Source organism: Rhodococcus sp. H29-C3, from assembly GCF_030063405.1.
In the GTDB taxonomy this organism is placed as follows: Bacteria; Actinomycetota; Actinomycetes; order Mycobacteriales; family Mycobacteriaceae; genus Rhodococcoides.
The window spans coordinates 61,489-84,137 of record NZ_JASITC010000015.1; the positions used below are offsets into that span (position 1 = coordinate 61,489).

21 protein-coding genes are annotated in these 22,649 nt (G+C 60.5%); 12 read left to right on the top strand and 9 right to left on the bottom strand.

Translation table 11 applies throughout. The features are described 5' to 3' along the window. Window positions 1–17 precede the first annotated feature (17 nt). From QMK32_RS21920 to QMK32_RS21935, 4 genes are read right to left on the bottom strand one after another with little or no spacing between them, the layout of a single operon-like run. The gene (locus QMK32_RS21920) at window positions 18–923 is read right to left on the bottom strand and encodes an alpha/beta hydrolase family protein (protein WP_283477472.1); all 906 of its coding nucleotides are present in this window, start codon (window positions 921–923) and stop codon (window positions 18–20) included. Beyond that, window positions 920–1,930: a PHP domain-containing protein gene (locus QMK32_RS21925; RefSeq protein ID WP_283477474.1), complete on the bottom strand. Its 1,011-nt coding sequence runs from the start codon at window positions 1,928–1,930 to the stop codon at window positions 920–922. Before QMK32_RS21925 ends, QMK32_RS21920 begins: the two co-directional genes overlap by 4 nt. Before the next feature lie 4 nt (window positions 1,931–1,934). Beyond that, window positions 1,935–2,423 carry an RDD family protein gene (locus QMK32_RS21930; RefSeq protein ID WP_283477476.1) on the bottom strand — a complete coding sequence of 163 codons (489 nt, stop codon included), beginning with the start codon at window positions 2,421–2,423 and terminating at the stop codon, window positions 1,935–1,937. Then, window positions 2,420–3,082: a hypothetical protein gene (locus tag QMK32_RS21935; protein WP_283477477.1), complete on the bottom strand. Its 663-nt coding sequence runs from the start codon at window positions 3,080–3,082 to the stop codon at window positions 2,420–2,422. Before QMK32_RS21935 ends, QMK32_RS21930 begins: the two co-directional genes overlap by 4 nt. A gap of 164 nt (window positions 3,083–3,246) precedes the next feature. Between QMK32_RS21935 and QMK32_RS21940 the strand changes: the two genes are divergently transcribed. Both QMK32_RS21940 and QMK32_RS21945 read left to right on the top strand, forming a co-directional pair. Further along, the gene (locus QMK32_RS21940; protein ID WP_283477478.1) at window positions 3,247–3,933 is read left to right on the top strand and encodes a YceI family protein; all 687 of its coding nucleotides are present in this window, start codon (window positions 3,247–3,249) and stop codon (window positions 3,931–3,933) included. Window positions 3,934–4,024: 91 nt separating this feature from the next. Next, a complete protein-coding gene (locus tag QMK32_RS21945) occupies window positions 4,025–4,375 on the top strand; it encodes a VOC family protein (protein WP_283477479.1) in 351 nt (116 codons plus the stop codon). 39 nt (window positions 4,376–4,414) lie between these two features. Here the strand turns inward: QMK32_RS21945 and QMK32_RS21950 are convergent, their stop codons facing one another. Further along, on the bottom strand, window positions 4,415–4,798 hold the full coding sequence (locus tag QMK32_RS21950; protein ID WP_283477480.1) for a hypothetical protein: 384 nt from the start codon (window positions 4,796–4,798) through the stop codon (window positions 4,415–4,417). 30 nt (window positions 4,799–4,828) lie between these two features. Further along, complete coding sequence (locus tag QMK32_RS21955; protein ID WP_283477482.1) at window positions 4,829–5,365, bottom strand: DUF3558 domain-containing protein; 537 nt, start codon at window positions 5,363–5,365, stop codon at window positions 4,829–4,831. Window positions 5,366–5,512: 147 nt separating this feature from the next. Here QMK32_RS21955 and QMK32_RS21960 point away from each other — a divergent pair, with 147 nt between their 5' ends. The 7 genes from QMK32_RS21960 (at window position 5,513) to tgt (ending at window position 14,742) form a co-directional block, all read left to right on the top strand. Then, window positions 5,513–6,019 (top strand): alpha/beta fold hydrolase, encoded by a 507-nt coding sequence (locus QMK32_RS21960; RefSeq protein ID WP_283477484.1) that lies wholly within the window; start codon window positions 5,513–5,515, stop codon window positions 6,017–6,019. A 185-nt stretch (window positions 6,020–6,204) separates the two neighbouring features. Further along, window positions 6,205–6,660: an RrF2 family transcriptional regulator gene (locus QMK32_RS21965; protein ID WP_283477487.1), complete on the top strand. Its 456-nt coding sequence runs from the start codon at window positions 6,205–6,207 to the stop codon at window positions 6,658–6,660. 115 nt (window positions 6,661–6,775) lie between these two features. Then, a complete protein-coding gene (locus tag QMK32_RS21970; protein ID WP_269302181.1) occupies window positions 6,776–7,399 on the top strand; it encodes a TetR/AcrR family transcriptional regulator in 624 nt (207 codons plus the stop codon). An 11-nt stretch (window positions 7,400–7,410) separates the two neighbouring features. Beyond that, complete coding sequence (locus QMK32_RS21975; RefSeq protein WP_283477489.1) at window positions 7,411–9,729, top strand: MMPL family transporter; 2,319 nt, start codon at window positions 7,411–7,413, stop codon at window positions 9,727–9,729. Between the two features lie 84 nt (window positions 9,730–9,813). Next, window positions 9,814–11,544 (top strand): ABC transporter ATP-binding protein, encoded by a 1,731-nt coding sequence (locus QMK32_RS21980; RefSeq protein WP_283477491.1) that lies wholly within the window; start codon window positions 9,814–9,816, stop codon window positions 11,542–11,544. 23 nt (window positions 11,545–11,567) lie between these two features. Beyond that, a complete protein-coding gene (locus QMK32_RS21985) occupies window positions 11,568–13,490 on the top strand; it encodes an ABC transporter ATP-binding protein (protein ID WP_502943736.1) in 1,923 nt (640 codons plus the stop codon). Continuing rightward, window positions 13,471–14,742 carry a tRNA guanosine(34) transglycosylase Tgt gene (tgt, locus tag QMK32_RS21990; protein WP_084345712.1) on the top strand — a complete coding sequence of 424 codons (1,272 nt, stop codon included), beginning with the start codon at window positions 13,471–13,473 and terminating at the stop codon, window positions 14,740–14,742. Before QMK32_RS21985 ends, tgt begins: the two co-directional genes overlap by 20 nt. Here the strand turns inward: tgt and QMK32_RS21995 are convergent. Continuing rightward, entirely contained in the window at window positions 14,732–15,397 is a 666-nt protein-coding gene (locus tag QMK32_RS21995) for a pyridoxamine 5'-phosphate oxidase family protein (RefSeq protein WP_283477494.1), read from the bottom strand. The two genes, tgt and QMK32_RS21995, sit on opposite strands and share 11 nt — an antisense overlap. 3 nt (window positions 15,398–15,400) lie before the next feature. Next, window positions 15,401–16,144, bottom strand: coding sequence for a MerR family transcriptional regulator (locus tag QMK32_RS22000; protein WP_283477496.1), 744 nt, complete (start codon window positions 16,142–16,144; stop codon window positions 15,401–15,403). 306 nt (window positions 16,145–16,450) lie between these two features. Here QMK32_RS22000 and QMK32_RS22005 point away from each other — a divergent pair, with 306 nt between their 5' ends. Then, complete coding sequence (locus QMK32_RS22005; RefSeq protein WP_283477518.1) at window positions 16,451–18,295, top strand: alkyl/aryl-sulfatase; 1,845 nt, start codon at window positions 16,451–16,453, stop codon at window positions 18,293–18,295. A gap of 36 nt (window positions 18,296–18,331) precedes the next feature. Here the strand turns inward: QMK32_RS22005 and QMK32_RS22010 are convergent, their stop codons facing one another. Then, a complete protein-coding gene (locus QMK32_RS22010) occupies window positions 18,332–20,074 on the bottom strand; it encodes an alpha/beta hydrolase (protein WP_283477497.1) in 1,743 nt (580 codons plus the stop codon). A gap of 426 nt (window positions 20,075–20,500) precedes the next feature. Between QMK32_RS22010 and gad the strand changes: the two genes are divergently transcribed. Both gad and QMK32_RS22020 read left to right on the top strand, forming a co-directional pair. Continuing rightward, on the top strand, window positions 20,501–21,907 hold the full coding sequence (gene gad, locus QMK32_RS22015) for a glutamate decarboxylase (RefSeq protein ID WP_283477498.1): 1,407 nt from the start codon (window positions 20,501–20,503) through the stop codon (window positions 21,905–21,907). A gap of 49 nt (window positions 21,908–21,956) precedes the next feature. Beyond that, window positions 21,957–22,631 carry a hypothetical protein gene (locus QMK32_RS22020; RefSeq protein ID WP_283477499.1) on the top strand — a complete coding sequence of 225 codons (675 nt, stop codon included), beginning with the start codon at window positions 21,957–21,959 and terminating at the stop codon, window positions 22,629–22,631. The last annotated feature ends 18 nt before the right edge of the window (window positions 22,632–22,649 follow it).

The following is a 22,649-nucleotide window of genomic DNA, read 5'->3' on the forward strand; positions in this document are numbered from 1 at the left end:
CCAGGGGAGTGGCTCGATCAGTCCAGCGATGCAGCGTGTTCGGCGATGATATCGATCGACGTCGACCACGCCACGGACGTGGGATCGACGAAGTCATTATGCCCCAGGCCAGGCAGGATCTCGAGCTCGGCAGAATCTCCCGCCGACCGAGCGGCCTCGACGTACACCTTGCTTTGATTCACCGACACGGTAACGTCGCTGTCCCCGTGAATTGCGGTGACCGCGACGTCGGTCGGAAGGTGGTCGATCGGTGATGCGACGCGATATCGGTCGGGAACCTGATCGGGCATGCCGCCGAGGAATGCCGGGACGAACCTGTCGTTGCCGATGTTCGCTGCCCGCGCCATATCGAGGACACCGGCCATGATTGTCGCGCTGGCTGGACGGATGCGTGGCTGTGCCCCCGGCGCGGACGCGTCGAGTGTGTGCCGGCCGGCGATCCATGCCGCGAGTTGTCCGCCTGCGGAGTGCCCCGCAACCTGTACGCGGTCCAAGTCCAATCGACCACCGGCGGCTTCCTGAACGGTGTTCGCAAGTGCTTCGGTTGCGTTGTCGACGTCGGCGAGGGTGTCCCGCCAGTCGACACCGCGGCGATACTCGATGTTCCACACCGCGATTCCGCGATCGGCAATGGCCTGCGAAATGGGAGCGAAGTACGTCATGTCGTACTTCGCCTGCCAACCGCCGCCGTGGACCATGACTACAACGGGGAGTCCGTCGACGCCGTTGTCGGGGAGATAGAGGTCGCCGATGTTGTCTTTGTCCGCACCGTACGCAAGTCTGATCGGTGGATCGGACAGTGCTGGGACCAGCGCGGGCGACGGTGTTGGAAGTGCCTGCGGCGCTGGGGGCTGCTGGGTGGAGGTGCATCCGGAGAGAAGTGCGAGTGTCGTTATGCAAGTGAGGGTTCGGCCAAATCTCACTGACTACCACCGGTCCAAGCGAGGAGTTCATCGAGTGCCCAAGTGTTGATGATGCGTTCGGCCGGAACTCCCTGGTTCTCGGCTCGAATACATCCGTAACCCTGCCAATCCAATTGGCCCGGCGCATGGGCGTCGGTGTCGATGGAGAACAGGCAGTCGCGTTCGAGCGCGATGTCGATGAGCCGCTCTGGCGGGTCCTGGCGTTCTGGTCGAGCGTTGATCTCGACCGCAGTGCCGAACTGTTTACAGCCTTCGAACACCACCTCGGCGTCGAACTTCGATTCCGGTCGAGTGCCGCGCCCGCCCTCGACGAGCCTGCCGGTGCAGTGACCGAGCACATCGACGTGGGGGTTGGCTATTGCGTTGACCATCCGCCGCGTCATGGTGTCCGAGTCGGCACGAAGGTTCGAATGCACGCTTGCAACAACGATATCCAGCTCGGCGAGCAGCCCTTCGTCTTGGTCGAGGCTCCCGTCGTCGAGGATGTCCACCTCGATTCCGGTAAGGATAAGGAACGGTGCCAGTTGCTCGTTGAGTTCGGCGACGATGTCGAGTTGACGGCGCAAGCGCTCGGCCGTCAGTCCGTGCGCGACAGTGAGTCTCGGAGAATGGTCGGTCAGCGCGCAGTACTCGTGGCCGAGACTGCGCGCCGTACGCATCATCTCCTCGATCGGGCTTCCGCCGTCGGACCAGTTCGAATGGGTGTGCAGATCACCTCGCAGCGCGGCACGTAGATCGTTGTCACCGATCGGTTGGGCCTCGGCGCGCTTCTCCTCGAGATATTCGGGGACCTCTCCTGCGACGGCCTGCCGGATGATGAGGGAGGTCTTGGCGCCGATCCCCGGCAGAGCGGACCACGAGTCGGTTCTGTTGCGCTCCGAACGCGCAGCCTCGTCCAACGATTCCACGACGTCGGCTGCCCGTCGATATGCCTTGACGCGGTGCGTGTCCGCTCTGGAGCGTTCGAGCCAGTAAGCGATCTCGCGGAGTGCTTCGATCGGGTCCATGTCCCTATTGTCCAGTAGTCGCGTGCGGATCGACCAACGCGGCGTTCGGCTGCCAGTCGTACACCACCGAAGTGCGCAGCACGATGTCCTGCAACGATCGCCTGCGCACGTCGACAGCCGCCCACAACAGACCGAGAGCGAAAACGACACAGAGCACGGCTCGTAACGCCGCCAACGGCCACCGCAGCACTCTGTGACGAGGAGAGACCAACCGGACACCCATCAGAATTGCGCCGACCGTACGACCGGTCGTCGCCCAGCACAGCGTCAGATAGCCGATCGACAGCGCGAGGAAAACCGAAATCGACAGGAATGCCGCCGGAGACCGGAAGTTGAAGGACTGCGGACTGAACAACAGTTGCAGGAAGTGGGAGCCCACGTACACCGAGCCCATCAGCGCCCCGACCACGGCGAGATCTATGAACGCAGCAACTCCGCGCGTGACGATCCCGGCCGGCCGCATGTCCTCGAGTGACGGCTGCGGATGGCTCATGGAGTCGCCGGACCTGGATCGCGTGCGAACAGCCGTCCGACGAAGTGCGTCACCGCGTCGTCGGCCTGCATTCCCTGGCTGCGGACTCCTCGCACAGCCTCTGCCGACAGAGACCCCGTCGACTCGCGAATGATGTCCGGCAGGTCGACACCCTCGATCACGAAGTTCGCCAGAGCGATCAGGTCCACCTTGGCGATCGCGGAATCGAGGTTCACCCGCGCAACGGCGCGATCGAGGTCGACGGTCTCGATGATCGCATCGAGATCGACTCGACCGATGACGGCGGCAATATCGACCCGCGCCACGGCCTTGTCGAGGTCCACTCGTGCGACCACGCTGTCGAGATCTACCCTCGCGACAGCTCTGTCCAGGTCGACGCCCTCGACGATGGAATCGATATCGACGTTCTCTCGGATGAGCCGCGTCAGATCGATCTCGTCCAGGGCGGCAGCAACCACCTTGGTGATCGTGACACGAAGCAGCGCGTCCACGACTACAGCGGCTGCAGCTACCGCGCGCTCCCCGCGTACCGACAGAGCCTCGGCGGGTCCGGACAGGCCGGGTAACCGGGTCAGCACGCGCAAGGACCCGCGTGCGGCACCTGCTGCCGTCACCGCCATGCCGGCGGCGAGGTTGAGCAGTCGTACTTCGTCCGGCATTCGCGCCACCACCTTGATCGTCGAATACCAGCATTCCAGTTCGGGAGGAGTTTTGTCTCGGCTATCCAGGCCGAGCCCTGCCGGCCCAGACGGGCAAATTTCTCAGTAACTTGCCAGGCGCTAGGGCACCCATCGACTTGAAGGTGCAACTAACATCAGGCTACATGACCAAGAAACGGTGGAGTGCACTCGGAGTAGTGGTCGTGGTGGCCCTCGTAATTCTCGTCGGGCCCTGGATCTACGGCAAAGTTTTCGCCGAGGACGACGCCCCCGCGGCTACCGTGTCCACATCCGGAGCGCAGGCCGCATCGACCGACGACATCGACGGACGCTGGACGGTGGTCGCAGGAGATGCAGCCAACACAACGGCAGCGGGATACACCGTCAAGGAGGTTCTCAACGGCGCCGACGTCACGGTTGTAGGTTCGACCACCGAGGTGAGCGGCAGCGTCACCATCGCCGACAATTCGCTCACCGCGGGTGAGGTTGTGGTGCAGACGAATTCGATCAGCACCGACAGTGGGCGACGCGACAGTCAGTTCCGCGGGAACATCTTCGACACGGCTACCTACCCGACGGCAACCTTCACCATCGATTCGCCCATCGACCTCGCGGCTCTCCCGAAGGACGGAACTACCGTAACCGTCGCAACAGAAGGCACTTTGACGCTCAAAGACCAGCCCCGGAAGGTCTCGGTTCAGATGGAGGTGCTGCAATCCGGTGATTCGTTGATCGCGTCGGGCAGTATCCCGACGACGTGGAGCGACTACGGAATCGAACCGCCGTCACTAGGATTCGTGACAGTCGAAGCAACCGGATCCGTGGACTTTCTGATCAACCTGAACTCTTAGAACATCGATTCAAGATCGTCGATCGCGGGCCACCGGCGCAGTCTCATGGCAGGATTCGAAGAAGAGAAATCACCTCGCGGAGGAGATGCACATGAAGATCACCGACATCATCGCCGACATTTCGGTACCCGATATGGGCGAGGCTCGAAGCTTTTACACCGACTACCTCGGCCTGAGCGTCGAAGAGTTCAACTTGGGATGGGTTGCCCGGTACACGTCGCCGAAGACCGGTGCCCACATACAAATTCTCACAGACGACGCATCTGCTTCCGCCAACCCCGTCGTCTCGATCAAAGTCGAGGACATCGACGCGGCCCTCACCGAGGCGCAGGAAAATGGGTATGACATCGTGCATCCGCTGACCACCGAGCCCTGGGGAGTAACTCGGTTCTTCGTCCGGGCACCAGATGGAAACGTCTTCAATATCGTCCAACAGCACTGAGATAGCTCTGTTTTGCCGTGCTATAGGGTCCGTCGACTCCTACTTCGGTCCGTCGATACTCGCCGCGTTCTCTACATCCGTTGCGGTGGTGCTGACGATGAACTTGCGGAAGACGGCTTGCATGGATTCGACGACGAGGATGTGACTATCCAAGACGTCGACGAGGTTGTTGTCACCGCCCACTGCTTTCAACGAAAACTTCCGCGCCAGCGCTCTGCCGGATTCGAAGTCACCCATGCCTTTGACGTGCGCGAGTTCGTAGGCGCGACTCTTGCAGGTTTTCAGTACATCGAGATACTGATTGCACGCCACATCGCACGCTCTTGCGGCGTCTGCGGTCAAGTAGAGGTGGCCATCGTCTGCTGCGGCAGCGAGGTCTTGCCAATGCGTAAGGAGATTCGGTTCGGGTGATTTCGGGGGCACGTGTGCTCCTCTTGACGGAAGCTCGATTGTTCACGATGGTGGCAGATGCGATTCGACATCTTCCGTGTGTCGCCGGACGATCTCGCAAAGATCCTGTCCGACAGTGTCGCTGGGGCTTTGGCTGTTGGCAAAAATGATGACGACACCCTCTTCGGTATCGAATGCGAGGTCACAAATTCCCTTGCTGTCGGAAACCCTCAATCGGTAGAGCAGCGCTGCACGAATACCGACCATGACGTCGGAGAATCCGACGTTGTCTGGATTCTTTCGTACGTCAGCAAGGGTGAACTTTTGTGAAAATAGGATGTGATAGGAGTATCGCGGAACTGTTGACGCTTCCTGCCAGCGGCATCTCTTCCATTCCTTAGTCGAAATCCCGATATCAGCCTCGGCGAGACGGGAGTCGGGGTCGAGTCCGGTTCGTGCGATGGCGTCGTCGGGGATGGTGCAGGGGTCGAACTGGTTTGCCAATGAGGATTCGCCGGCGACCGGGGTGCCTTCGACGGGTTGGCCGCAGCTGGTGAGGAGGGTCAGAGCAGCTGCCGTCGCCAGCACTCCGCGTCCCATCGATCCCCCTTGATTGTTCCGTCGACAGATTAGACGCAGCCGAGGCAGAATCGGTTCCCTTCCGGCGGCGCCTGAGCCCAGACCGGTGATTCGGCTCGACCGCCCGGGTCTGCTTACTGGACCAACCAGATTCGAGGAGGATGCATCATGCGGCGATTGCTCTATTTCCACGGTGCCGGCGGATTCATCGACGATCGCCCGATAGCGGAGGGGCTTGCGGACAGACTCGGGTGCGCCGTGGAGATGCCGCATATCCCGGACGAAGACATGTCGTTCGAGGCATGGGCCACGATTGTTCGCAGGTACCTGGACTCGGTGAAGTCCGGGGATCTCGTCGTCGCGCATTCTTTCGGCGCATCGATCCTGCTACGTGTGCTGGCGGAGAAGCGTCGGGCGATACCGTCGAATGCTGTGCTGCTGGCAATGCCGGAGTGGACTCCGAAAGGCTGGGACGTCGAGGACTATGCGTTCACCGGACCAGAACCCGAGATGGCGCTGGCGTTGCATCATTGCCGCGACGACGACGTCGTCCCGTTTACCCACCTGAAGTTGCACTCGATCCGTCTGCCCTCGGCGTCGGTTCACGAGCACAGATCGGGTGGGCACCAGTTCGTTGGCGTACTCGACACGATCGCAGCCTGCTGGACGGTATAAGCGCGCACCATCTTTACCAAGCATGCCCCCGTATTCGCGTGTGAGAAACGGTACGGGCTTACCAAAAAGGGTGCCCGCTCCAAATGGGTGTCCGCTCCAGAAGGGCGTCCGCTCAACCAGCAAGGAACTGGCTCATTTCCTATTCCAATGATAGGAATTGGAGACATCCTACGAAGGGACCGACGGTGCACATTACCGCCAAGGCGGACTATGCCGTGCGCACGCTACTCGAGCTCGCCGCGGCCGGCGGAGTTGTGGGGAAGGCGGAGGCGCTGGCGACGGCGCAGAACATCCCGCACAAGTTCTTGGAGTCCGTTCTCGCCGATCTCCGGCGAGCCGATTTGGTGCGCAGCAGGCGTGGCCCGGACGGCGGTTACTGGTTGGCCCGTCCGCCCGCGGAAATTTCCGTCGCCGACGTCATTCGATCGGTCGAGGGCCCGTTGGCGTCGGTTCGGGGTCAGCGCCCGGAGGATGTCGACTATCCCGGTCCTGCCGAACCGCTTCGCTTGGTGTGGCTTGCTGTGCGATCGAACATGCGTGCCGTTCTGGAGGCTGTCTCGTTGGCGGAGATCGCCGACGACGACCTGCCGTCGCTCATCTTCGACCTGACCAGCGATCCGGCGGCGTGGGCACGACGCTGAAGCAGCCCTTAGTGATGTGTCCTAGTTCATAAGCAATAGGCGTTGTGATGCATTCGACATACTTGCAGTCGAGTGCAACATTGCAGAACTCTGCAAAGTCCGTAGTTTGGGTGGAGTGACTGTTCCCAACACCGGCCTTCGTGACCTGAAGAAGGCGGCAACCCGCGATGCTCTCGGTCTCGCGGCTGTCCGTCTCGGCACGGCTCGGGGACTGGACGCGGTCACAGCCGACGCCATCGCTGCCGAGGCTGGCGTATCCACGCGGACATTTCACAACTACTTCGCCAACAAGGAAGAAGCTGTCCTCCATCACATCGAGACATCTGCGCTCGAGTGGTTCGGCATGCTTCGTGCGCGGCCGGCGGAGGAACCGATCTGGGAATCGCTGCGCTACATCGCGGTGTCGATCGTGACCGATCCCGAGCGTGATCTCGGCGAGACGTTCGCGGCCGCACAGCTCATCGAATCCAATCCCGCCGTGATGGCCCGCAAGCTCGAGATTCATCAGTCACTCACCCGCGTACTCGGCGAAGCGATCGCGCAACGAACCGGCACCGACATCGAGACCGATCTCTATCCAAACCTGCTGCAGATGGCCGTCGGCGCCGCTGTCGTTGCAGCGCTGACCCTCTGGACCAACGACACCTCGGGAATGCTCTCACCCAAACAGCTCGTCGAGGATGCATTCGATCAACTGCAAGCAGGCCTTCCGGCCCCGAATACAACGAAAACGAACTGAGGAATCAACCAGTGGCCACCTATCTATACCGAATCGGCAAGTTCGCTTACCGACGAAAAGGCATAGTCATTGCCCTGTGGCTCGCAATTCTGGTGCTGGCGGGCATCGGGGCGTCGACCCTTTCGGGGCCTACTGCCAACTCGTTCAATATTCCGGGCACGCCCGCGCAGTCGGCACTCGATCTACAGTCCGAGCGATTCGGCGACGCCGAAGACCCGTTGACAGCCGTCTCTGCGAACTACGTCTTCGCAGCGCCTGACGGTCAAAGCCTCGACACGCCTGCGTACACCGCAGCGATCGATGCCACCATCGCCGAGATCGACAAGATCGCCGACGTCGAGGCCTCGGTCAAGCCAGGCGGAGAGAAGCCGCTGGCCGGCCCGGTTGCAGGCAACAAAGCAATCGTCGACCAGTACAACGAACTCGCAGCCAAGGACGGCACCGCTCCCGACGTCGCGGCCGCCAACGCCGCAGCGCTGTCGCCGTTGAGCCCGGAGGGCAACATCGGCACGCTCGATGTCCCGATTGTCACCGAGCTCGCCGACGTCACCGACGATTTGCGTACCGCACTCGACGATGCTGCTCAGCCGGCACGCGATGCGGGCCTCACCGTCGAACTCGGTGGCAGTGTCGCCCAGGATGCGTCCCCACCGGGCGGGACGTCCGAAATCGTCGGCCTGGCCGTCGCCGCTATCGTGCTGCTCATCATGTTCGGGTCGGCCGCCGCGGCCAGCCTTCCGCTGATCACTGCCATCGTGGGCATCGGTATCAGCAGCCTCGCCATCACCACCGCGTCCGGCTTCGCCGATCTGTCCTCGTTCACCCCGATTCTCGCGGTGATGATCGGCCTCGCGGTCGCCATTGACTACTCACTGTTCATTCTCGCTCGATATCGGCATGAGCTGACGCTCACCGATGATCGGGAGGAAGCCGTCGGACGCTCCGTCGGAACGGCAGGCTCGGCCGTCGTGTTCGCCGGCGCAACTGTGTTGATTGCGCTCGTTGCCCTGCGCGTCGTCGGGATTCCGTTCCTGTCGCAGATGGGTCTGGCCGCTGCCTTTGCCGTGTTCACTGCAGTGCTGATTGCGTTGACCTTCCTGCCCGCAATGCTCGGCCTCTACAAGGGCAAGGCTTTCGCAGGCAAGATCAAGTTCGTCAACACCACCGACCCCGAGGATCCGAACGCGACGCCCACCAACGGCCTTCGTTGGGCACGCTTCCTGGTCAAGCGCCCAGCTTTGGGTCTCATCGGCGGCATCGTGCTCCTCGGCGTCATCGCAGGCCCGACGACCGGACTCTCGCTCGCACTGCCGAGCATTGCCACGGCCGACCCGGCGACATCCGTGCGTAAGGCTTACGACCTCGAAGGTGAAGGATTCGGACCGGGCAAGAGTGGACCGCTTCTGACCATCGCCGACGCCACCGACGTGGCCGAGGACGATCGCACCGCGGCTTTCCAGAAGGTCGTCGACGCGATCTACGAACAATCCGATGTGTCCAACGCTCAGGTCATCGCGGTGAACGAGGCCGGCGATACCGCTCAGATCATCGTGACACCGTCCAGTGGGCCGAACAGCCAGGAAACCAAGGACCTCGTCGAGAACCTGAGGGCTGCGGAATCCGGAGTGAAGGAGAGCACCGGCGTCTCCTACGGCGTGACGGGTCAGACCGCACTCGAGATCGACGTCTCCGAGCGTTTGCAGGACGCGTTGGTGCCGTACCTGGCGGTGGTGGTCGGACTGGCGTTCGTGCTGCTGATGCTGGTGTTCCGCTCGATTCTGGTGCCGTTGACGGCCACGATCGGCTTCTTGCTCAGCGTTCTCGCCACGTTCGGCGCCACGGTGTTCATCTTCCAAGAAGGTGGCCTGGGGTTGATCAGTAACCCGCAACCGATCGTGAGCTTCATGCCGATCTTCCTCATCGGTGTGGTGTTCGGGCTCGCGATGGACTACCAGGTGTTCCTGGTGTCTCGAATGCGCGAGGAGTACGTGCACGGCGCAACTGCGAAGGACGCCGTCGTGAACGGGTTCAAGTACGGCGCACGCGTCGTCACCTCCGCTGCCATCATCATGATCTCCGTGTTCGCGGCCTTCATGGCCGAACCGGACTCGTTCATCAAGTCGATCGGCTTTGCCTTGGCTGCCGCAGTCTTCTTCGATGCATTCGTCGTCCGCATGGTCATCATCCCGTCGGTGATGGCGCTTCTCGGCGACAAAGCGTGGTGGTTGCCCAAGTGGCTCGACAAGATTCTTCCCGACGTCGACATCGAAGGTGCCAAGTTGAACGCAGCCAGGCCGAAGGCCAAGGAGGAGCAACCAGTCACGGCTTGAGTCGAGATCGGCCGAAGGTTGCCTCGTACACCCCCGAAAAGTGTGGAGACTGTTCTATATGTGCACGAGTAACCTTCGGCCGTCATGCTGATTCCACTGCTGAAGACCTATCTGGCCCCGTACAAGCGTTCGATTGCGGCACTGGTGGTGCTGCAGTTCGTGGCCACGGCTGCCTCGCTTTACCTACCGCGACTCAACGCGGACATCATCGACAACGGCGTCACTCGCGGGGACACGGACTACATCGTGTCCACCGGCATGTGGATGCTGGGTGTCTCGCTTGTTCAGATCGTCTGCTCGGTCGCGGCCGTGCTCATCGGTGCGAAAGCTGCCATGGGTGCCGGCCGCGATCTGCGGAAGTCCATTCTGCATCGCGTCGGGACATTCTCGGCACGTGAAGTCGGGCAGTTCGGCGCGCCCTCGCTCATCACCCGCAACACCAATGACGTGCAACAGGTCCAGCTACTGATCGTCATGGGCTTCACCATTTTGGTGATGGCGCCGATCATGTGTATCGGTGGGGTGGTGATGGCGCTTCGGGAGGACATCGGTCTGGCCTGGATCCTGCTGATCGCGGTTCCCGGACTGGCAATCTCGATGGGACTCATCGTCGTTCGCATGGTGCCGGGGTTCCGGTCCATGCAGATCCGTATCGACGCAGTCAACCGCGTACTCCGTGAGCAGATCACCGGCATCCGCGTCGTCAGGGCTTTCGTGCGTGAGCGATTCGAGATCGATCGATTCGCCGTCGCCAACGACTCCTTGACCGATGCCGCGCTTCGTGTCGGTCGGTTGATGGCCCTCATGTTTCCGACAGTGATGCTGATCAGCAACGTGACCAGCGTCGCGGTGATCTGGTTCGGCGGCCATGCCATCAACGACGGAACCATGGAAATAGGTTCGTTGACAGCGCTTCTCAGCTACATCATGTTGATCCTGATGTCGGTCATGATGGCGTCGTTCATCGCGATGATGGTGCCGCGGGCGTCGGTATGTGCCGACCGCATCAGCGAGGTGCTTGCCACCGAATCTTCGGTCGTACTGCCTGCCGCGCCCAAGGCATTCGTGACGACGCCCGGCCGTGTCGAGCTGCGCAACGCCGAATTCTCCTTTCCTGGAGCGCAATTCCCCGTACTGAGCGGTGTCGACCTCGTCGCCGAACCAGGCAAGGTCACCGCCATCATCGGCGGTACCGGATCGGGTAAGACCACACTGATCAACCTGATCCCCAGACTCATCGACGTCACGGCGGGGCAGGTCTTGGTCGGCGGCGTCGATATTCGCGAACTCGACATCGACATCCTGAGATCGGAGATCGGCCTCATCCCGCAAAAGCCGTACCTGTTCTCCGGAACCATCGCCACCAACCTTCGATACGGCAAGTCCGACGCCACCGACGAAGAACTGTGGGAGGCGCTCGAGATCGCGCAAGGTGCAGATTTCGTCCGAAAGATGCCCGACGGCCTCGAGACCGCCGTCGCGCAGGGGGGAACAACCGTATCCGGTGGTCAGCGTCAGCGGCTCGCGATCGCACGGGCCCTCGTGCGACGCCCGAGCATTTACCTGTTCGACGACTCGTTCTCCGCACTCGACCTCACCACCGATGCCAACCTCCGAGGCGCGCTGAAACACGTCATGAAGGATGCCTGCATGATCGTTGTTGCACAACGCGTCTCGACCATCGTCGACGCGAATCAGATCCTCGTGCTCGACGATGGCAGACCGGTCGGGCTCGGTACGCACGAAGACTTGGTCATCACGTGCCCCACCTACGCCGAGATCGTCGACTCGCAGCATGCGGTGGCAGCATCGTGACGAAGCCTGCTACACAGCCTGTACTGACCAAATCCCTATCGGCGGGGCCGGCAGCAGGACGTCCTGGCGCGCCTGTAGCGCCCGGAACGAAGGCACTGAACTTTAAGTCCTCACTCAAACGACTACTCGGACTTCTGAAGCCGGAGAAGACGTTGCTGTCGCTGATGCTGGCGTTCGCCGTCGTGAGCGTTGTTCTCACCGTTGCCGGTCCGAACATCCTCGGGCATGCCACCAACTTGATCTTCAACGGTGTGGTCGGGAATCAGCTTCCCGCCGGTGAGACCAAGCAGGAAGCCATCGACGGACTTCGGGCGCAGGGTCAGGGAACCTTCGCAGACCTGGTGTCGGGAATGGACGTCACCCCTGGTGTCGGGATCGACTTCTCGGCCGTCGGGAATGTTCTGCTGTTCGTACTCGCGCTGTATCTGGCGTCGGCGGTGCTCGCCTGGGCCCAGGGATACATCCTCAACATCGCGCTCCAGCGCACCGTGCGCAATCTGCGTGACAGTGTGGAGCGCAAAATTCACCGACTTCCCTTGAAGTACTTCGACTCTCGAACCCGGGGTGAGTTGCTCAGTCGTGTCACCAATGACATCGACAACGTCTCCACCAGCCTGCAGCAGACATTGAGTCAGTTGATCACCTCCGTGCTGACCGTGTTCGGCATCTTGGGGATGATGATTTGGATCTCGCCGTTGCTCGCTTTCGTTGCGGTGCTGACGGTTCCGGCTTCGTTCGTTGTCACAGCCGTCATCGCCAAGAGATCGCAGCCGCACTTCGTCGCCCAGTGGAAGCACACGGGGCGGCTCAACGGGCAGATCGAGGAGACCTACACCGGTCACGAACTGGTCAAGGCATTCGGCAGGCAGGCGGAGGTCGAGCAGGAGTTCGACGACCGCAACGACAAACTGTTCGAGTCGAGCTTCCGAGCACAGTTCATTTCCGGAATGATCATGCCCGCCATCATGTTTCTCGGAAATATCAACTACGTGATCATCGCCGTCGTCGGTGGGTTGCGAGTTGCATCGGGGACCCTGAGCCTCGGTGAAGTACAGGCGTTCATCCAGTATTCGCGTCAATTCACCCAGCCCTTGACGCAGGTCGGTTCGATGGTGAACCTCGTCCAGTCCGGTGTCGCTTCGGCCGAGCGGATCTTCGACCTGCTCGATGCCGACGACGAGGACGCAGATCCAGACGAACCTGCCGTCCCCGTGTCGAATCTCGGCCGCGTCGCCTTCGAGAACGTCTCGTTCCGGTACAACGAGAGTCAGCCGCTGATCGAGGACCTGTCGCTGGTCGCCGAGCCCGGGCATCTCGTTGCAATCGTCGGCCCCACGGGTGCGGGCAAGACGACATTGGTGAACCTGATCATGCGGTTCTACGAACTCGACTCGGGCCGAATCACCATCGATGGCATCGACGCCCGCGAGATGAGCCGCGACGAGTTACGTGGACGGACCGGAATGGTGTTGCAGGACACTTGGCTCTTCGGCGGAACGATTCGCGACAATATCGCCTACGGAGATCCGAATGCGTCGGAGGAAGAGATCCTCGAAGCGGCGCGAGTGAGCTACGTCGACAAGTTCGTGCACTCTCTGCCCAACGGCTACGACACGATCATCGACGAGGAAGGAAACAACGTCAGTGCCGGAGAGAAGCAGCTCATCACCATCGCCCGCGCGTTCCTGGCCAAACCGCTGATCCTGATTCTCGACGAGGCGACGAGCTCGGTCGACACGCGCACCGAGTTGCTGGTGCAGAAAGCAACAGCAGCGTTGCGCAGCGACCGCACCAGCTTCGTCATCGCTCACCGACTCTCGACCATCCGCGACGCCGATCTGATCGTCGTCATGGAGGAAGGCCGGATCGTCGAGCAAGGCGATCACGACTCGCTCGTCGAGTCGGGCGGGGCGTACAACAGGCTGTATGCGTCGCAGTTCGCCTAAGGTTGGTCGAGTGAGCGCTCCAAACGATCCCTTCTTCGACATAGACAGCCGCCTCGACGGTCAGCTCGGTCGAACCGGTACCATCCACACCCCACATGGCGACATCGCTACCCCGGCGTTCATTGCGGTCGGGACCAAGGCAACCGTCAAAGCAGTTCTGCCAGAAGCGATGAAGGAGCTCGGCGCCCAGGCCGTACTCGCCAACGCATACCACTTGTACCTGCAGCCGGGCTCGGACATCATCGACGAGGCAGGTGGCCTCGGTAAGTTCATGAACTGGGACGGGCCGACCTTCACCGACAGTGGGGGCTTCCAGGTGATGTCGCTCGGTGTCGGTTTCAAGAAGGTCATCTCCATGGACGCGAGCCGCGTGGAGTCCGACGACGTCATCGCCGAAGGTAAGGAGCGTCTCGCCCACGTCGACGATGATGGCGTCACCTTCAAATCGCATCTCGACGGATCGAAGCATCGATTCACGCCCGAGGTGTCGATGCAGATCCAACACCGCCTCGGCGCCGACATCATGTTCGCCTTCGACGAACTCACCACGCTGATGAACACCCGTGGCTACCAAGAACTATCGGTCGATCGTACCCAAGCATGGGCCGTCCGGTGCGTCGAGGAGCACGAGAGGCTCACCGCAGAACGCGTCGGGAAGCCGTATCAGGCTTTGTTCGGTGTGGTGCAGGGCGCGCAGTACGAAGATCTACGACGCAAGGCTGCACACGATCTGGAGACGATCACCGGTGAGACCGGGCGAGGTTTCGACGGCTACGGCATCGGCGGCGCACTCGAGAAGCAGAACCTCGGGACGATCGTGCGTTGGGTGAACGAAGAACTGCCCGAACACAAGCCGCGTCACATGCTCGGTATCAGTGAGCCGGACGACTTCTTCACTGCCATCGAGAACGGCGCCGATACCTTCGACTGCGTCAACCCTTCTCGCGTCGCACGCAATGCAGCAATCTATGTCCCAACAGGACGTTTCAACATAAATACGGCAAAGAATCGTCGTGATTTCACACCGATCGACGAACACTGCGACTGCTACACATGCGCTCACTACACGCGGGCCTACATCCACCACCTGTTCAAGGCGAAGGAAATGTTGGCCTCGACGCTGTGCACTATTCACAACGAGCGATTCACCGTGAAGCTGGTCGACGATATCCGAGCGTCGATAAACGAGGGACGGTTCGAGGAGTTCAAGACCGAGTATCTCGGTCGTTTCTACGGAAGTGCTAACCGGTAGTCCGTTTCGGTTGGGCGAGTTGCTCTTCCAGATCTTCGATCCGCTGGAGCAGTTCTGCTTCCCGTTCGGCCGCCTTGCGTTGGTACACCTTCGACAACTCGGTGAGGTAAGCCTGGTCGAATCGCGGAATTATGCTGCGCGAGCAGTTCCAGTCGAACGCCTCGACGTCGATGACGATGCTGCGCGCGGACTTCGCGGCAACTGTTCGAGTTCCCAGATCCTGGAGCCTGGCCAGTAGTTCGGGGTCGGCGTCGGCTTCGATCACACGTGCTCTGCCAAATAGCTTGAGGCGCTGGCGCAGTGGATAGTTCACCAAAAATAGCGCAACGCGGCCGTCGTGATCGATATTCGACGTGGTCACATATTGGTTGTTGCCGGCGAAATCAGCGAATCCCAGCGTCGAATCGTCGAGGACCTGAAGGAAACCCTCTGGGCCACTGCGATACTGAATGTACGGCCAGCCGGATTCGGCGACTGAGGCGATGTGAAACTGATCAGCCTCACGGATGATGAGTTTCTCTCGGGTATCCAGCGGCATGGGGCCGTCGTCGGCGCGTTCGGTCTGTGAACCGTACGCGGTGTAACTCCCGGTCGCGGTCTGCCGCTCGATGGCGGAAGGCCCGAACATCAGATGGTGATAATGGTTGTTGGGCATGGCTCAGGCCAGGTCCTGATGCTCAGCTTTTTGTTGCATAGCTTGGGCGAGGTAGTCACCGAGTTCGCGCCCGAGGTTCTCGTCGAGCGCTCGCGCGAGGGTCGCGTTCACCGAATGAACGGCGAGCTCACGCATCTTGACCAGCATGTCCGCAGTGGCACCGACTTCATCGTCACCCGGCAGCCAGCCTTCGCCGTGCACGTCGGTGATGTGCTTCTTTGCGGTACCGATCATATCTTTGGCGATGCCGTCGACGGCGGCGTGAATCCGCTCGTGGACGTCGATGAGCTTACCGATCGTCAAACCGTACTCGGACAGTGACGAGAAACTTCCGAGGAGTTCCGGATCAGTGAAGACGCAGGTGTCGCCCTCGACTCGTGCAAGGCCGAGTGACTGTAGGCGCGTCAGCTGGTCACTGTCACCCAGGAATTCGTCGACGAGCGAGAGTGGAACCTCGACGGTGTCGTCCTTCGACCATTGCTCGGTTACTGCATTCTGTAAGCCGAGTACTTCGGCGAGATCCTTGCCGTTCTCCCAGCCGGTGATGAAGTCGCTGATATGGCTGGTGGTGAATCCACGTTGCAGAAGGAGATCGATGAGCCGCAATCGTGCGAGATGTGAGTCGTCGTAGATCCCGACGCGCCCGCGTTTCTCCGGCGGCTGAAGAAGTCCCCGCTCACGGTATGCCCGGACGTTACGAGAGGTCGTGCCCGCGGCATGCGCAAGATCGTCGATCCGATACTCCACCGAAGATCCTTTCGCTTACCCGACTGCTTTGTACACCGTAGCGCGGCTGACTTCTGCGGAAGTCGATGCCTGTGATGAGTAGTTGTCGGTGGTATCGATCTCAGGTCACCCGAATGGTGTGAGGTGGAGATCGTTCGCAGTTCGTACTGTCGAATGAGGTCCTGTTTCACTCTTCGGTCGCGACCGCACAGGTATGCCATCACCACGGTCGAGGTCCTACGGAAGCAGGAGACGGTCGGACCGAAAGGAAGCTATGTCCACTGACACCGGCGCTACACCAACGGTGCGAGCCGTGCACGAAGACGCATTTTGCGCACCCTGCCCTTCTCCGACAAGCAGGACTTCGCAGATGCAGACCGTGGGTTCGTCGCGGAACTTCATCCCGGCGCCATCACCGATGCTGCCGGGTCTGTTGTCTGGGACTGCGATTCATTTGCTTACCTGAAAGACTCGTGTCCACCGACGGTGCACCCCAGCTTGTGGCGTCAATCTCAACTCTGCGCCAAGCAAGGCTTGTTCGAAGTGAGCGAGAAAATCTGCCAGGTTCGAGGGCTGGACCTTTCGAACATGACACTGGTCGAAGGAGATGCGGGGGTCATCGTCATCGATCCGCTGATCTCGGCGGAGACAGCAGCGGCAGGACTCGCTCTCTACCGGGCCCATCGCGGCGAACGGCCTGTCACCGGTGTCATCATCAGTCACAGTCACATCGACCATTTCGGCGGTATCAAGGGTGTCACCACCGTGGAGGACGTCGAGGCCGGCCGGTGCCCGGTATTGGCGCCTGCCGGATTCGTCGAACACGCTGTGGAAGAGAACGTCTATGCGGGAACAGCAATGGCTCGCCGTGCAGCCTATATGTATGGAGCTGCGCTACCTCGTAATCCTCTGGGGGCGGTGGGGGCAGGTCTTGGTTTGACGACGTCGACAGGTACACCGACGCTGATTTCGCCGACTGTCTCCATCGACCGGTCAGGTCATGTGGAGGCAGTCGACGGTGTGCGGATCGAATTCCAGCTCACACCGGGAACCGAGGCTCCGGCGGAGATGAACTTCTACTTCCCGGATCTGCGCGCCTTGTGTATGGCCGAGAATGCAACCCATACCCTGCACAATCTATTGACTCTGCGTGGCGCTCTCGTACGCGATCCGCATGTGTGGTCCGTATATCTCACCGAGTCGATCAACCGGTATGCATCCACATCGGATGTGCTGTTCGCTTCACATCATTGGCCCGCCTGGGGGACGGAGCGGCTGACCGAGTTTCTGGCACTCCAACGCGATCTGTACGGATATCTTCACGACCAGACGGTGCGGCGGATCAATCAGGGGTTGACGGGTACCGAGATCGCTGAAGAAATCGAGTTGCCTCCAGCCATAGCTCGCGCCTGGCACACCAGGGGTTACTACGGATCGGTCAGCCACAATGTCAAAGCCATCTACCAGCGGTACATGGGATGGTTCGAGGGCAATCCAGCTTTGCTGTGGGAGCACACTCCCGTCGACTCCGCAGTACGGCATGTCGACTTCATGGGTGGTTCCGCGGAAGTACTCCGGAAGGCGCGAGAGACGTTCGATAGTGGCGACTTTCGCTGGACTGCGCAGGTTTTGAACTATGTACTGTTCGCGGAGCCAGACAATTCCGACGCCCGTACTCTTCAGGCCGATACCTTCGAACAGCTCGGATTCGGCTGTGAGAACGGCACTTGGCGCAATTTCTACCTGATGGGCGCATACGAGTTGAGGCTTGGCAACGTCGGCACACCGATCGTCGCTGCTGCCCCCGACATTCTCGGGGCACTCACGGTAGGGCAGCTCTTCGACGCCATCGCGCTGCGTGTCGACTGGCCACGGGCGTGGTCGGCCGACATCGTGCTGGACTGGGACATCACGGACGAAGAGCTGGTGCACCGAACGGCGTTGCGTAACGGCCTTTTGGTTCACTTCGACCTTGATCACGATGCACCTCGCGGAGACACCGTTTTCCACCTGACCCGGCCTGACCTGATCGGTATATTGCTCGGTGGGATGGACCTCGGTGCAATGATCTCGGACGGAAAGGTACGCGTCGACGGCGATCCGAGCCAGCTGGCGGAATTGGCAAGTTACCTCGACGCGCCCGATCCGAACTTTGCGATAGTGACGCCGTGACTTCGAGCTGCGTGTCAGAAAGAATATCTACGCTGCTCAGTTATCGAGCTCCGTAAAAATACGGTCCGACAGTTCCTGGTTATCGTTGTCGAGGATCTCGTTCCAGAAGTAGACCGCTTCTGGGCCGTAGGCGTGGCCGTGGCCGTACGGAACCTCGGCAGCGAACACCATGTCCAGGGTGACCTGCCAGAACGAGACAAACGGCACCCAGGTCATACCCTTGTCGATGTCTTCGCCGCGTGGCTCTTCGAGCCAGTCGGGTTTGTTGAGGAGCAGGCTCGGTGACCACCACACGATGGGATCGCTTGCATGCTGCCAGTACACGATGCGCGGCGAATCCCACTCGCCGAGCCCCGGTGCATCGAGGTCGGCGGGAGTCGAGGCAAAGCGTACATTTTCGCCACCGTAGACAGCGGGCAGGATTTCACGACTACCGGGATCTCGGGAATCGGTGATCTGCCGCCACTGCTCGGTGAAATTGGGGGTGCCGACGAATAGGGCGCCGTCAGTTCGGGCAATGATGTCTTGGGCACCGGAGAATGCGTCCTGCGCGCCATACGAACCCAAGGACTCCCCGAACACCAATAGCTTGGGCCGCTGCTCAGGGGGTTGCTTGCTCCAACGGGCGTACACCGCTTCGAACAACGCGCGCCCGGCAAGCTTGGGTGTCTTCCGATCCGCAAGGAATGCCAAGGGGCTCGGCAGGAACGAGTACTGCATCGCCGCAATCGCCGAATTGCCGCCGGACAGGTATTCGAGTGATGCAGCCACATTCTGATTCACCCAACCACGCCCGGTGGTGGTGGCCACTGCAAGATACTCTCGATCGAACGCGCCGGTCCGGTCGAGCTCGGCGACAACATTGTCGGCAAGTGAGTCGACGACGTTTCGGCTCTCGTCGAGACCATCGGCGTCTACCGAAACTCGACCGGCGTACACCCGGATCGGCTCGAGCGCAGCAGCTCCCGTAATTTCGGCGATTTGTGCCGCATCCGGTCCGTCTGCCACGAACGTCCGGCCTTCACGCCCGAGCGAATCCCAGCTCTCGAGCGACTCCGGAGACCCTGAGCGTTCTGGCGAAGTAGGCTGAACCACTCCGTCGGCTGTGCCCTTGTCTGCTACGGCGGCAGAACCATTGGCGATACGCGAAATTCCCGTCGAGAGAATGCCTTCGATCATGAGCACCACGATCACAGTTACGACGAGCGCACTGACGCCCAGCGCAATGGGTGCGGGTAGGAATCGATCGACGAATCGGTCGAGTAGGTGCACGAGCTGCCGAAGACCGCGTCCGATGAGTAAGCAGAGCAGGAAGACCACTGCGCCGACGGCAAATACTCCAAAGTAGTCCCAGTTGCTGCCAGGCTCGATACCAACCAGTTCGCGGGAGATATCCTGCCACCACGATCCGAGTACGAGAAAGGTGGGAATCACGACCAGAGCCACGATTCCGACCGTGATCCAACCGGCCCGCTGCCATCGCGGTGTCCACTGTCGGGTCAGCCCACATTTGTGGAGGAGCCAAAGAACCAGGACTCCTAAACCGTAGCCGATCGCCGCACTCACGCCGCTGGCAACAGCCTGGAGATTCCAGGGGCGTGGTAGCAGCGACGGGGACATGGACCAGCAGTAGAACGCCAGAGCGAATATCAAACCGATTGGATTGAACCTGGCCAGCCAATGTCGAACTCGTCCGAAGCGAACCTTGTTCGGTGGTTGGTTGTTTTCATCGAGGGGCGAGTGCTCGACGTTCGGAGCTTCTTCGGTGGAGGCGGGCATCTCTTGGCTCCTGATCGATCGCGCGTATGTCGTCGTGCTGGTTCGGAGTGACGGTTGGCTCAGCAATGGGCATAAAGCGGATAGACGGGCAATTGCACGGGTGTCCCGACGGCAAGCCGGCGCCAACCGTCCCAAGACTGAGAAGGAATGTCGTGGTTCGGACTTTACCCCGCACCCGAAGACTGGAAAGCGAAAAATCGACCCATCTCGTTCAGCATCGACATACGATGCTTTTCATGGCCAGATCCGAGTTTTCGTGCACACCGGAAAGTTCGTCCCCGCGACGGACAGCGGTGAAAGAATTCACTGAACCTCGTTGAACGCTTCTATCCGATTTCACAGACTGACCTTCTAGTGAACTGTGTTTTTGGTTAGCTTCTGATGTCTGAACAGACAGAGCTCTGCTACGAGCGAAAGAAGGAAGTCATGACCAAACATCACACCAATGCACGACAAACCACCAACCTCGGTGACGTGCTCTCTATGAACACAGTGTTCGTGAGGCCGGGTGAGGCCACCGAACTTCCAAAATTCAGGATCCCAGACGACATGAGCCTGCCGGAGACGGCATATCAAATCGTGCACGACGAGGCGATGCTCGACGGCAACGCGCGTCTGAACCTCGCCACCTTCGTCAGTACCTGGATGGACGACGAGGCCAAGAAGCTCTACAGCGAGACCTTCGACAAGAACATGATCGACAAGGACGAGTACCCACAAACAGCTGCAATCGAGGAGCGCTGCTGGAAGATATTGGGCAATCTGTGGCACAGTCCCGACATCGACACCGCAATCGGTACCTCGACGATCGGTTCCTCGGAAGCGTGCATGCTCGGTGGACTCGCACTCAAGCGGCGTTGGCAAGGTCGTCGTAGAGCGGATGGGAAGTCGACCGAGACCCCGAACATCGTGCTGTCCACTGCAGTTCAAGTGTGCTGGGAGAAGTTCTGCAATTATTTCGAGGTCGAGCCGCGGTGGGTTCCGATCAGCAAAGACCACATGGTTCTCGACGGGTACGAACTCGAGAAGTATGTAGACGAGAACACAATCGGCGTGGTCGCGATCATGGGGCAGACCTACACCGGCATGTACGAGCCGGTCGCCGACATCGCCAAGAAGCTCGACGAAATTCAAGCCGATACCGGGCTCGACGTTCAGATCCACGTCGACGGCGCATCCGGCGCCATGATTGCCCCGTTCTGTCAGCCCGATCTCGAGTGGGACTTCCGAGTAACCCGGGTGGCGTCGATCAACACCTCCGGGCACAAGTTCGGCCTCGTGTACCCCGGCGTCGGCTGGATCGTCTGGCGAGATGAAGAAGCCTTGCCCGCGAGCATGGTCTTCCACTGCAGCTACCTCGGGGGAGACATGCCGACCTTGGCGCTGAACTACTCGCGTCCAGGAGCTCAGGTATTGCTGCAGTACTACATGTTCCTTCGATTGGGGTTCAGGGGCTTTCGTCAGGTGCAGCAGGGTTCACTCGATGTGGCACAGCATCTTTCGTCGAAAATTGCGCGACTTGATGCTTTCGAACTGGTCAGCAAGGGGGACACCATCCCGGTCTTCGCTTGGCGCTTGAAAGAGGGGTATACCGACAAGTGGAATCTGTACGACCTCTCCGATCGGTTGAGGATGAAGGGATGGCTCGTTCCTGCCTATCCGATGGCCGACAATCTAGGCGAGATGACAGTTCAGCGCATCGTGGTACGTGTCGGGTTGAGCGAAGATCTAGCAGACGCACTGTTCAGGGACCTCGAAGGGGAGGTTACTTTTCTCGACAGCCTTACTGCACCTATGCCGCGAGTGGGCGAAGGATCCCACTTCCACCACTGAGCGTGGCAAGTCGTCCGGTGGTGGTGCGTGGAAACGAATCGAAGGTTGCATGAGTATTGCTGCGGAAACACCACGTTGGCACGCCGCGATCTTGACGCCGACTCTGCGAAAGCAGTGCTGGGGCTTCATGATCGGATCGTCACTGTTCGCATTGGGGGCTGTACCGGGTTTCGGCGCCTGGGCCGGTGCCTCGGTTTCCAACGTGTGCTTCTTCATCGGCGCGTGGTTTTTCACCTCTGCCGGATTTATTCAGCTACTCAGAAGCGGTGCGGTCAAGACGAAAGTTTCCGGTAGTTCAGATGACATGGTCCGGCTCGAGTGGCTGGCCGCGGCAACTCAATTCGCAGGAACGTTACTTTTCAACGTCAGCACCACCGCGGCCCTGAAGCCGAGCTCGGTCACCCAAGAGAAACGCCTCGTCTGGAGTCCGGATGCGGGAGGCTCGGTCGCTTTCCTCATCAGCGGGGTACTGGTGATCATCGCGTATACCCACGCCCGAAAATTCTGGGACCCGAGCGCGGCCGACTGGTGGTCCGGGCAGATCAACTTGATCGGGTGTCTCGCATTCGGCGTCTCCGCGGTGGCTGCCTTCGTCACCCCGGACGGTGCCACGGTCGACTCGACCCTCGCCAACACCGGCACCTTCGTCGGCGCGTTGTGCTTCTTCTTCGCATCGTTCCTCGTATTGCCCATGTGGAGTCGAGGCAAGAATTCGACTACGTGATGCTGTGTTCACTTAGAA